Source organism: Metabacillus rhizolycopersici, from assembly GCF_020075705.1.
The window spans coordinates 32,104-44,624 of record NZ_JAIQUM010000014.1 but is presented as its reverse complement, the minus strand read 5'-3'; the positions used below and the strand labels follow the sequence as shown (position 1 = coordinate 44,624).

Below are 12,521 nucleotides of genomic sequence, written 5' to 3'. Positions count from 1 at the left end.
TTTTTATTCCTGTCTGAGAAAAATCGCCTTTTTTGCGATGATAGCAAGCTCGATTTTCTCGATTGTTTTACAATATTCATCATAAATTTCCCCACCTTTATATATTTCTTCTTCCATTAAATAATCGATAATTCTCCAATCATCAAACCAATCACCTTGTTCAGCTTCTTGTTGCTCAACATTTTCCCAAGCAAATTGCAACGGTGGACTATAAATACGATGTGCACTCTTTTTTAGTTGGCACTGTTTTGTCCTCCGTTTGTAAATGGATCCTGGCAGGGATTCGTTCACATGATGAAACAAATGATGCCAATAATCTTTTCTTGAGCCTGAATGTGGGTGCTTGTCAGCCCAAAGCAAAACGCCTTGCAAGACGGGTTCTTGCTGAAAAAGTAATGAATATAATCGTTTACCTAACATAATTCGCTCATGAAGTGAATCAAAATGCTGGAGAGTTTCGCCAATTAAGCTTATCTTTTTTGACTTTCCCTTTTTAATAAATGGGAAAATGATATGATTAAAACGCAAAAAATCATACAGTTTAAATCCGATCGTATTTAAGACTGTTTTTTTGAAATGAGGATTTTGAATCACTCTTTTTTCTAAATAACTTTGTTCGTTGATTACCATTGCAATGGCTAACAGATAACAGTCACCATTCTCCCAAAAATAATTCCATATCGTTTCCATAAAAAGTGAAACACCAAAGTAAGGAAGGAGATAAAAAAGATTTTTTTTGACGTGTAAACTTTGCTGATAAAGTAAGCATTGTGGATAAACGTCTTGAAAGATTAACCAATTTCCACGTTCTAAAAATAAAAAGAAATGGCGTTGTTCTTTTTCCGTCAATAAGCGATTAAAAAGATCACCTTTTAAATCGGTCATATGCCAACCACCATTTCGGGATACCATATGACCTAAAAGGGCCCAGTGGATCTCAGGGTATTGGATAAAAAAATCATAATAGGCCTTCGTTCTCGTGACATTATTCAAATTGAACATTTTCGTTTGTTCCTTAATAGTGTTAATGATTTCTCTTTCTTCTTTTGATAGGCTTAGTTCGGTAATTGAGCCTGATTGCTTTTTGCTTTTATTCTTTAAATCCTCTTTTATTTCAAGATATGCTTTGATCGTTATTTTCTTTTTACTAAAACGGCCAATCACCATTCAATTCCCTCCCGTCCTAGGAATGCACTCTCGTTGTAAGGAATATGTATAGGAAAAACTACTTTTAACGAAGAGAGGATTAACAATGATATGAAACTTTTGGTCGAAGCTGAAATTAACCGTTTAGTAGACATTCTGAAGAGAGAACAGAAGCTGGACGGATCATGGACCTATCCGTTTGAAACAGGGATTTCAACAGATTGCTATATGATTATCTTATTGCGCTCATTAGAAATAAATGATGAAGATTTTATCAACTCATTGGTGCGGCGGATTCTAAGTAAACAAGGAGAAAATGGCGCTTGGAAGTTATATGATGATGAAGGGGAAGGAAATCTTGCGGTTACCGTTGAAGCCTATTATGCTCTTCTTTATTCCGGGCGCCGTACGAAAAATGATTCTGATATGCGCTTGGCAAGACAATTTATTTTAAAACACGGTGGTTTAAAGAAAGTAAATATGCTTACAAAAATTATGCTAGCTTTAACGGGACAATATCAATGGCCAAAACATATTCCCATCCCAGTTGAGATCATGCTTTTGCCACCTGCTTTTCCAGTAAATATTTTTGATCTTTCGGTGTATGCAAGAGCTATTTTCATTCCACTCCTCATCACTACAGATAAAAAATTTCACCTCAAGACAAATCGATCTCCAGACTTAACCGATTTAATTATACATAGGGGGGATGATGAATGGGAAAAGGAGCTAGGTGATTTTCGCTCTATCTCTTCATCCATTCACCACGGAATAAAAAGTCTAATTGGCTATCCGCATCATCTCCATCAAATCGCTTTAAACCGCGCCGAACAGTATATGCTGCAGCGAATCGAATCTGATGGAACATTTTACAGTTATTTCAGTTCTACGTTTTTAATGGTTTTTGCTTTACTGGCACGAGGCTATTCGAAGCAACATCCGATCATACTTAAGGCGATTCAAGGATTAAAATCATTCCAGACGAAAATCGACAATCATATTCACGTTCAATATACAACGGCAACAATATGGAATACAGCGCTAATTAGCTATAGTCTTCAAGAAGCTGGGGTTTCGTCTTCTGCCAAAGCCATTCAAAATGCGCAAATATACTTGTTGACTAGGCAACATAATCTATACAGTGATTGGGCTGTCCATAATCAAACCGCGTTACCAGGAGGGTGGGGCTTTGCTAATATTAATACAATCCATCCTGATGTGGATGATACAACTGCCGCATTAAGAGCTATTCAATCACTTGTTTTAAAAAATCCTGTTTATCGTCAAGCTTGGAACGCTGGTATACAATGGCTTATTTCCATGCAGAATGATGACGGTGGCTGGGCTGCGTTTGAGAGAAATATTGATAAACCTTTGCTTGCTTGGCTGCCAGTTGAGGGCGGAGGATCCATGTTGCTAGATCCTTCAACAGCAGATTTAACAGGGAGGACGTTAGAATTCTTAGGGAACTTTACTCATGCAGATTATAACCATCCACTAATAAAACGGGGTGTGAATTGGTTGTTTCAAAATCAGGAAAAGGATGGCTCCTGGTATGGACGATGGGGGATTTGTTATATTTACGGAACATGGGCAGCAATCACTGGCTTAATTGCAGTAAACATAAACAAAGATCGTACTTCGATTCAAAAAGCAATCAAATGGTTATACAGCATTCAAAATAAAGATGGTGGATGGGGGGAATCTTGTCAAAGCGACATCAATAAAAAGTATGTACCGTTAAATGAAAGCACTCGCACCCACACGGCATGGGCATTGGATACACTTATTGCTGCGGAAAATAAAGTGACACCCGAAATTAAGCGCGGAATGACGTATTTACTTGAGACATCTGGAAAAAGTGATTGGACAACAACCTATCCGAAAGGTCAGGGTCTACCAGGTGGATTTTATATCCATTACCATAGCTACGAATACCTCTTTTCGTTACTTGCTTTAAGTCATTATAAAGGGAAGTTTTGTTGAAAATGAGATTTTGGACTAGGCGAAAGTGTGAGAACGGTAACGAAAGAGGAGTAAGATACTCGTGAACCACCAACAAAGAGATAACCGTAATAAAAGAATAGACAGCTGTTACTGGCTAACTGTATAATTACTCACAAAACTCAGATTTAAAAGGAGTAACAGCAATGAACTATCTTAAATTTTTAATTCTTTTACTACCTGTTCCTTTTCTCTTTCATTTTTACGAATATGAACAACACGTAAGGAATCAAGATGCATCATTTCTTTTCGTTGGTTTTGTATTCTTCATCATTTTATCAGGAATCATTTCTTCTCATGTTAAGTCCGTAACAGTAGTAATACTTACTATCTTTCAAACTCTCATTTCTCTATATTTAGCATCTAATTTTATTGAAAATGATACATATTGGTTTAAACCATTCGATCGGGACAAAGTAATTATAATTTTTTCAGTTTTATATTTCTTGGGTCAATTAGTGGTTAGGATGATTGTGAACCGAGTTAAGCGATCTCCAGTAAAAAATAAATTTTGAATGAATCATAAAAAAATTGGTCTAGTCGGGATTTCCCATTATACAACTATCTATAACCAATCCCTGTTCAAGCAAATAACCTTCTGACTCATGAATTCACATCAAATGGTTATATTAACATGGGAACCACACTTTGAAAAAGGGAAGGTGAATGTATGATCAATTCAGAGGGATTTGTCGAAAGTTTGCAGGAACAACAACAAAAACAAGAAAAGAACAAACAACTACATGGTAGAGGAAATCCTGGCAAGAAAAAGCCGAATAAAACACATAAATAATAAGAAGAAACACCTCCGACTAATCATTCTTGGAGGTGTTTCTTTATGTGGCTTGAATGTAGTATAAAAGGGTTATTACAGCGACTCCTTTTTCTTATGGGGTTTTTTGGGAATTTCATTGCACAATAGATGCCTCATGAAAGATAAATTATGGTAAATTAATAATTTATACTACGTGGGAAGGTTTGTGAATTTATTGGTAAGTTCGGTTATTCATGGTGTTATTTTGGCTCTTGGACTTATTCTCCCCTTAGGTGTTCAAAATGTTTTTGTTTTTAACCAAGGTGCAACCCAATCAACATTTAAAAAAACTTTACCGGTTATCATCACTGCAGCCATTTGTGACACTTTACTTATATCTTTGGCTGTTTTAGGTGTATCTGTTATTGTTTTGGGAGTTTACTGGATAAAGCTGATTTTATTAACAATTGGTATTATCTTTTTACTGTATATGGGCTATGTGACGTGGAAAAGTAAACCTGGTACATATTCATCCGATGAAAAAGCACTTGCACCCAAAAAACAGGTTGCTTTTGCGGCTTCAGTTTCTTTGTTAAATCCCCATGCTATTATGGATACAATCGGGGTAATTGGAACAAGCTCTATCTCGTACACAGGTACAGAGAAGCTTGCCTTTACCTTAGCTTGTATTGCGACATCGTGGATATGGTTTTTTTCTCTCGCATTAGTTGGAAGACGAGTTGGCAGATTAAACAACTCAGGAGGATTTATTGCCAATTTAAATAAAGTATCTGCACTAATCATGTGGGGCACAGCAATCTATCTCACTTTTACATTAATTACTTAAAGAATTCAACATTCAAGTAAGTGAATTAATTTTTTCATTCCACTTTAATCGAATTTAGACTGACTTTATGGGGATACTAATTAGTCTAGTGATTCTTTTATGATTATACTGTTATAAGTGGTATAGGTAGAAGTGATGTTAAAGATTTTGGAAGAACAATCCAAGTGAAAAACAACTTCTTAAATTAGAAATATCCGCGTGTTTTTGGTAAATGGGAGAATGTTAGAAAAAATGTGCGGAATATTATTGATATTATTATTTAAATTTGTTATAATTAACTGTTAATAACAATATTTAGGGGGAACATTATTTTTATGTCAATAGAAATAGGCAGCAAAGTACAAGGTAAAGTAACAGGTATCACTAATTTCGGAGCATTCGTAGAATTACCGGGAGGCACAACTGGTCTCGTGCATATTAGTGAGGTAGCAGATAGCTATGTAAAAGATGTTAATGACCATCTCAAAATAGGTGATGAAGTTGAAGTAAAAGTGATAAGCGAAAAAGAAGGAAAAATTGCCTTGTCCATCAAAAAGGCGATTGACCGACCAGAAGGGCAAACATCTTCTTATTCTCAACGTCCACCGCGCCAAGGAAGAACTGATAGTCGTTCAAAAGATAGCCGCTCAAAAAGTAATTTTAAACCAAAGGAAAACTTTGAAGATAAGATGGCTCGTTTTTTAAAATCGAGTGAAGAAAACTTATCTAGCCTTAAACGTAACACTGAAACAAAAAGAGGCGGTAGAGGCGGTAGACGCGGATAACCTGCTGCCTTATTTTCATTCTTCATCATATAGAGAGTAAGGCAAGCCAATAAAAAATGGCTTGCCTTCATTTCTGCGTTTTTTTCATTTTGTTTTCATCACATTTCCAGTTATCATCGTCAAATTCCTCATTGGTTTATTTTTCAAAAAGCATCGATCCGAGAATAATATCCACTACCAAAATCCTATTGAAAAGATCTTAACTAAATCCTAAATTCTATTAATAAAAGTTAGAAGTGTGTTAAATTGACATTTACATTAGTTTGATATATTACAAATTCAAGATAACTTACTTCATGATAACAAAAGGAGATATATAATTTTATGAACATTTTAGTAGTAAAGGCAAATAATCGTCAATCGTCCAGCAACAGACGCTGTATCAAGTAAAATGTATGAAACATTTATGAATAACTTAGAAGGCGCTAACGTAACTACTTACGATGTATTTGCTGAAGATATGCCTTACTTTGGTCAAGAATTATTTAACGCTTTCGGTAAAGTAGAATCTGGGGAAGAGATGACAGATATCGAACAACGTCTTTTAGCTGCAAAACAAAAAGCAATGGATGCATTAACAGCTGCAGACGTAGTTGTTTTCGCGTTCCCACTTTGGAACTTAACAATTCCAGCTAAATTACAAACTTTCATCGATTATGTGTACCAAGCTGGTTTCACATTTAAATATGACGAAAATGGTCAAGCAGTACAATTAATGACTGACAAAAAGGCAGTTATTTTAAGTGCGCGTGGTGGCATTTACTCAACACCAGAAGCAGCGCCGATGGAAATGGCTGCAAATTATATTAAAAACGTTGTTGGTGGCGTATTTGGTATGGAAATTGTAAATGAGGTTATCATTGAAGGCCATGCTGCAATGCAGGATCAAGCAGAAACAATAATCACTGAAGGTTTAGCAAAAGTTGAAGCTGTCGCAAAAAGTTTTTCAGCTGTAACGGCTTCATAAGTTAGTCAATAATAATATTTGAAATGTAGTAAAATCTAAAATTTAGATTTTACTACATTTTTTTGTTATAGATGGCATGCAAATTAACAAGTGGTGTACCCTACCTTAAGCAAAAAAGTAGGGGGTAAAGTAAACGCTAGCCGTCCGATGCCTTGCTTTATGAATCAAACTGATTTTCGTTCGTCGTATGGGTAGTCTTCGTCTCGTGAACGGATTGAGAGCAAGTCAAAAAAGTTGGCAATTTCGCGTTCAGCACTTAACAGGGAATCGGATCCATGAATGACATTCTCCTCTTTCGTACATGCAAAGTCACCGCGGATTGTTCCAGGCAATGCTTCTAAAGGACTTGTTTTCCCAATCATAGTCCGTGAAACTTCGATAATGTTTTCACCTTCCCAAACCATTGCAAAAACAGGACCTGATGTAATAAAATTGACCAATTCTCCAAAAAACGGCTTATCTTGATGTTCAAAATAATGATTTTCCGCTTTTGCTCGATCAACGGTCATAAGCTCTGCGTTTAATAGTGTAAATCCTTTTTGTTCAAAGCGTTTCATAATCTCTCCGATCAAACCTCGTTTCACTCCATCTGGCTTAACCATCAAAAATGTGCGCTGCATAGGCATATCCACACAACCTCCTCGTAAAGAATGTAAATCTTGTAGTATACAGTATGACAAATTTTTATCATTTCATAACAATTTGATAAGTTTTTATGTATTATTTCGGAGTGAACACCAATTCGATGGGAAAAACTTCGATATGGAGCTTCATGTAGTTTATAAAAGTGATAAAGGGAATCTTGCTGTTGTTGGGGTTATGATCAAAGTAGGAAAAGAAAAGCATCATCAGATATACGGGCGAACATTCCGAAAATCAGTGGTTTCATCCTCAATCATAAGATGACTTTTAGGATAGCATCTAAGGCTGATGACTTGAAGATCAACTATTTAACAAACACAGAATTTTTTAGAAAGTTGAAAAAGAGCCAAACCCTTGGTACATAAGGTTTTGGCTCTTTTTTAATTCATGCATGGTTTTATATAACGTAGGTGTTTTAAGTTTTCGGCTCATGAAAAAGCTTGGTGACTACATAAAAATATAGATCTTTTTATACTCGTGGTAATCGACTTGAAATTTGCTTAGCGTTGTAAATTGTCAATTTTCCTGAAGCTCCCCCAGTTAGAGAGTACAGTGAATGAGCATCGCGGGGAACAATCCGGACCTTGGATTGTTTCGAAGCCGCGTCGAGCTTTTCTAATCGTTTAGCAAATTATAAAATTCTTGTACTGTGGATAAGCGCATGACATCCAGTTCCAGCGCCTAGCCCCTCTTGGGTCTAAGCCAATTAGGAATTGAAGTAAAAAACACCTTCTATTCCTAATCGTCTTATGCTATGCCTGAGGCTAATTAAGGCGCTTGCGCTTTTTTTCTTATTTCGCTAAGTTTTCTACCAATTGTTTTTCTTTCCACATGACAGTAATACTAAGACCTATGACCATGATGACAGCAGCGAAAAGATAAGGATAGTGAATGTTTATGTCAAAGAGTATTCCGCCCATCATTGGCCCGACGATCGTACCTAAGCTCGTATAGGTTGAGTTCATTCCAGCGACAAATCCTTGTTCTTGCTCGTCGGCGGCTTTTGATAAAAAGGTCGTCAATGCCGGACGAATCAAGTCAAATGCGAGGAAGATGAGGCAAGTTACCGCAAGCACTGTCAAAAAGCTAGAGATCACGGTCGACGCCACGGCCAATATTGCCCCTGAAATTAAACATAATTGGATCAGTTTCTTTTCACCTAGCACATCTACCAATCTTCCAAACATAAATATTTGCATCACAACTCCGAAGATTGAGCTTATTGTAATAATCAAGGCGATGTCCTTCGGTGTGAAGCCGAATTTATGATCAGAAAAGAGACTGAAAATAGTTTCATAGGCTGATAAACCAAAAGAAAGGACAAATACAATGATAAAGGCAATAAAGTAAAGCGGGTTAAGCGATCTTTTTAAATCGCCTATAAAGTTTGTTTGCTTTGTCCTAGCAGAAATTTCTACAAGCTGCTCCTTTGTTAGCGGCTCTTTTAAAATAAATATGGATGAAATACATGTTAGAAAAGCAATGGCTGCCGCAAAAAAGAAGGGCATGCGTACACCATATTCTGCAACAAAGCCACCGATACCAGGTCCGATAATAAAACCAGTGCTAATGGCGGCAGAAATATAGCCCATCGCTTTTGGTCGTTCCTGAACAGAGGTAATATCTGCAACATAGGCAGTAACACCTGGCATAATGAAGGCGGCACTAATTCCCCCTAGAATTCTTGATAGATAAAGCACTGTTACGTTCGTGCCTAAACCAAAGATAAGTTCCGAAACACCAAAAAGGAATAAGCCAAATATGATGATTTTTTTTCTTCCGTAACTGTCAACAAAGCGTCCTGCGATTGGTGATATCAGTAGCTGTGCTACCGCAAATACGGCAACAAGATAGCCCATCGTACTTCCCGATAAATGCATCATATTCATAAAAGACGGCATAACAGGGATGATGAGTCCTATGCCTAGAAATACAAGAAATAAATTGCTTAGAAGAATAATTAATACCATCTTTTGTTCTTTAATTGGTTTCTTCATGTATTAGCACCTCTTTTTTGTATGTATCATTGATTTGAAATACCTCTCCAAAATACTGTCCAATAGGCTGCTAGTTTAGCCTCCAGCCGTTTCTCATCATTGCCGTATACAAGCTCCAGCATAATGGAATCGACTATTCCTAAGAAAGCAAAGGTCGGAGTCATTGCTGCATCTCCAACGATTAATTTGGCATTGATCCAATCCTGAAATTTTCTTTCCAGTATCGTTTGTATCTTTTCCTCGATATCAATGACTTCCCGTTCAATTTCTTTTTCAAGATGGACTGGCGGAAAAAAAGACATACGCAGCCAAAACTTTAACTGCTCATTTTTTTGGAAAAGATCAATCACCAATTGTAGAAATCCGTATAAATCTTTTTCAGGATTTTTCGAATCAACTTTACTGAAATATTGGAGTTTTGAAGATAGCTCCGTCTCTTTCGCATCACGTAAAACTTGCAGGAAAAGATCATCTTTTCCTTTAAAATGGGCGTAAATGGATTGTTTTTTCATGCCGACTTCTTCAGCTATTAGAGAAAGGGATGCTCCTTCATAACCATGAATTGTGAAATATTTTAGAGCTGCATCCTTAATTGCATTGTTTTTCAATAAAATCACCTCTTATTTAACGAACGTTCGTTAGTTAGTTTAGCAAATAAAAAAAACATAAGCAAGTGGTAAGTATATCTAGCTTTTAATCTAGCAAAGTTTTGAATTATTTTATTGATAATTTTCTTTTTTACTTATGTGGATATTGTAAAACTCCTGTCATGTTATTCCACTAAAGAGAGCGATTTTAGAGTAATAAAAAAAGCCTAATTTAGAATACGGCCATATGTTCATTAATTAATCATGAAGCTACAATATCGTACCGTATGTTCTTAGCGTTTCGTTGGGAAGACACAATTTATATATTTTATTGTTGAGTGACAATAAAGTCGTTTAAAAACAAATAAAGATGTTTAAAAAGATGGTGTGAAACTAGATTTTCAAACCATCTTTTTTGATTTCTCTGTATAATAAAAGAAAGAATATTTCGATATTGGTTAAGTGTAAAAATGGGCAGTTTGAATGAGAGGTGTGTTAATATGAATCGAAAAGAAACACCTGAAGAAAAAAGAGAACGATTAAGACAAAGTGAATTTAAAAATAATCCCACTGTTCTCTACACGAGGGATTAAATAGAGAAAGTAATGAGAATTTAACTGATTTATCAGGTGGGTATGGGTTGGAAAGGTACAGGAATATTAATTTTAGTATTATTCTTCGGTTACATTCTATACAACCTTATATTTTAATGGGGGCTATGTTTAACGATTCTCTTTCCGAAATTAAACAACTTTATTATTTCTACACAATTAGAAATCCTTTGCTAAATTGAATCTATCATTAGTTTTGTTAATCGTTAGTATTAATAAAACCTATTGGACTTATAGGAATAGTATATTTATAATAATAGTATTCATTATTTTTCTGAATTATATGGCAAGTTTTGCGGAAAACGGATATTATTAACAATTGATGTATGTATAGTTTATATTCTTTGTGAGGTGGAAATCGTTGCAACTTCAGGTAATGAACAGTCCTTTTAATCAAGAGCAGGTAGAGCTCCTTAATCAAAGTCTATCAACCCTAACTCCATCACAAAAAGTTTGGTTAAGTGGTTATCTTGCCGCTCAGCAATCTTTATTGGATACGGGTTCACTCGATTCGCAGGGTGGGAAACTTCCTAACGTGAGTGCTGGGCAAACAATTTCAAAAGAAGTGACCATCCTTTTTGGCTCACAAACTGGCAACGCACAATCGCTTGCCGAGAATGCTGGTAAAACACTTAGTGATCGCGGTTATCAAGTAACCGTTTCTTCTATGAGTGATTTTAAACCTAATAACTTAAAGAAGGTCAAAAACCTACTTATCGTTGTCAGCACACATGGGGAAGGTGATCCGCCTGATAACGCGCTGACATTTTATGAGTATCTTACGGGCAAACGGGCACCAAAGCTTGACGATCTCCGCTTTTCTGTCTTGTCACTTGGTGATAGCTCATACGAATTTTTCTGTCAAACAGGTAAGGATTTTGAAAAACGCTTAGTTGAGCTTGGTGGAAAAAGTCTTTATAAACGAGTCGATTGTGACCTTGATTTCGAAGAGCCGGCAGCTGAATGGCTTGAAGGAGTCACGAATGGCTTAAGTGAAGGGCAAGGCGAAAGTGGTACACAGGTTACTACAGTCGCACCTAAAGCAGCTGCATCTGCATATTCTAGAACGAATCCTTTTAGAGCAGAAGTACTTGAAAATATAAATTTGAACGGTAGAGGTTCGAATAAGGAAACGCGTCACCTTGAATTATCGCTTGAAGGTTCCGGATTAACATTTGAAGCAGGGGATTGCCTTGGGATCTATCCAGAAAACGATCCACTAGAGGTAGACATGTTGTTGAGTGAATTAAAATGGAATCCAGATGAAATGGTGGCAGTTAATAAACAAGGTGACATGCATTCACTTAAAGATGCACTAACCTCTCATTTCGAAATTACTGGTTTAACAAAAGCACTTCTTAAACAGGTAGCACAGCTTTCAACGAATGAGGATTTAAAGGAGCTTGTTTCGACAGGGAATGAAGCTAAGTTAAAAGTGTACCTACAAGGGCGTGATGTACTTGACTTGATTCGTGATTATGGTGTTTGGGGTGAGTCGGCGCAAGACTTTGTTTCCGCACTTCGGAAAATGCCGCCGCGTCTCTATTCCATTGCGAGTAGCTTAAATGCGAATCCAGAAGAAGTCCATTTGACAATCGGTGCTGTCCGCTATGAAGCACACGGACGCGAACGAAAGGGCGTTTGTTCGATTTTATGCGCTGAACGTCTTCAGCCAGGGGATACACTGCCAGTTTTCATTCAACAAAACAAAAACTTTAAACTACCAGAAAATACAGATACGCCAATCATCATGGTTGGACCAGGAACAGGAATTGCACCATTCCGCTCCTTTTTACAAGAACGCGAAGAAAGCGGTGCGGAAGGAAAATCATGGTTGTTTTTCGGAGACCAGCATTTTATGACAGATTTCCTCTATCAAACAGAGTGGCAAAAATTTATTAAAGATGGTGCACTTACGAAAATGGATGTCGCATTTTCACGAGACACTGAGGAGAAAGTGTATGTGCAGCACCGTATGCTTGAGCACAGTAAAGAATTATTCTCATGGCTACAAGAAGGTGCAGCTGTTTATGTTTGTGGAGATAAAAATTCAATGGCAAAGGATGTTCAAACTACGTTACTTCAGATTATCGAAAATGAAGGCGGCATGAGCAGTGAAAAAGCTGAAGAATATCTTGCTGACATGAAAAAACAAAAACGTTATCAACGAGACGTCTATTGATTTAAGTTTGAAAGGAGAAA

At 36.6% G+C, this 12,521-nt stretch carries 10 protein-coding genes and 2 pseudogenes; 8 read left to right on the top strand and 4 right to left on the bottom strand.

Translation table 11 applies throughout. From position 1 onward, the window contains the following. Positions 1–3 precede the first annotated feature (3 nt). Positions 4–1,167 carry a DUF2515 family protein gene (locus K9V48_RS08925; RefSeq protein WP_224138460.1) on the bottom strand — a complete coding sequence of 388 codons (1,164 nt, stop codon included), beginning with the start codon at positions 1,165–1,167 and terminating at the stop codon, positions 4–6. A 90-nt stretch (positions 1,168–1,257) separates the two neighbouring features. On the opposite strand from K9V48_RS08925, the gene shc reads away from it, so the two are divergent. The 6 genes and pseudogenes from shc (at position 1,258) to K9V48_RS08895 (ending at position 6,482) form a co-directional block, all read left to right on the top strand. Then, a complete protein-coding gene (shc, locus tag K9V48_RS08920; RefSeq protein ID WP_224138459.1) occupies positions 1,258–3,132 on the top strand; it encodes a squalene--hopene cyclase in 1,875 nt (624 codons plus the stop codon). Between the two features lie 164 nt (positions 3,133–3,296). Beyond that, a complete protein-coding gene (locus K9V48_RS08915) occupies positions 3,297–3,665 on the top strand; it encodes a hypothetical protein (protein WP_224138458.1) in 369 nt (122 codons plus the stop codon). A 155-nt stretch (positions 3,666–3,820) separates the two neighbouring features. Then, positions 3,821–3,943, top strand: coding sequence for a DUF4023 family protein (locus K9V48_RS08910; protein ID WP_111616351.1), 123 nt, complete (start codon positions 3,821–3,823; stop codon positions 3,941–3,943). A gap of 196 nt (positions 3,944–4,139) precedes the next feature. Beyond that, positions 4,140–4,751: a LysE/ArgO family amino acid transporter gene (locus tag K9V48_RS08905; RefSeq protein ID WP_224138516.1), complete on the top strand. Its 612-nt coding sequence runs from the start codon at positions 4,140–4,142 to the stop codon at positions 4,749–4,751. Between the two features lie 314 nt (positions 4,752–5,065). Next, positions 5,066–5,515: a S1 domain-containing RNA-binding protein gene (locus tag K9V48_RS08900; protein ID WP_224138457.1), complete on the top strand. Its 450-nt coding sequence runs from the start codon at positions 5,066–5,068 to the stop codon at positions 5,513–5,515. 324 nt (positions 5,516–5,839) lie between these two features. Continuing rightward, a pseudogene (locus K9V48_RS08895) lies at positions 5,840–6,482 on the top strand (FMN-dependent NADH-azoreductase). Positions 6,483–6,646: 164 nt separating this feature from the next. Here the strand turns inward: K9V48_RS08895 and ndk are convergent. The 3 genes from ndk to K9V48_RS08875 all read right to left on the bottom strand — a co-directional run bounded on the left by ndk (position 6,647) and on the right by K9V48_RS08875 (position 9,729). After that, on the bottom strand, positions 6,647–7,102 hold the full coding sequence (gene ndk, locus K9V48_RS08890; RefSeq protein ID WP_224138515.1) for a nucleoside-diphosphate kinase: 456 nt from the start codon (positions 7,100–7,102) through the stop codon (positions 6,647–6,649). An 813-nt stretch (positions 7,103–7,915) separates the two neighbouring features. Beyond that, on the bottom strand, positions 7,916–9,121 hold the full coding sequence (locus K9V48_RS08880; RefSeq protein ID WP_224138455.1) for an MFS transporter: 1,206 nt from the start codon (positions 9,119–9,121) through the stop codon (positions 7,916–7,918). Between the two features lie 26 nt (positions 9,122–9,147). Next, positions 9,148–9,729, bottom strand: a complete 582-nt coding sequence (locus K9V48_RS08875) for a TetR/AcrR family transcriptional regulator (RefSeq protein WP_224138453.1) — start codon at positions 9,727–9,729, stop codon at positions 9,148–9,150. Positions 9,730–10,178: 449 nt separating this feature from the next. Between K9V48_RS08875 and K9V48_RS08870 the strand changes: the two are divergent. Beyond that, positions 10,179–10,418: pseudogene (locus K9V48_RS08870) on the top strand (DUF6366 family protein). 262 nt (positions 10,419–10,680) lie between these two features. Further along, the gene (locus K9V48_RS08865; RefSeq protein ID WP_224138451.1) at positions 10,681–12,501 is read left to right on the top strand and encodes an assimilatory sulfite reductase (NADPH) flavoprotein subunit; all 1,821 of its coding nucleotides are present in this window, start codon (positions 10,681–10,683) and stop codon (positions 12,499–12,501) included. Positions 12,502–12,521 lie beyond the last annotated feature (20 nt).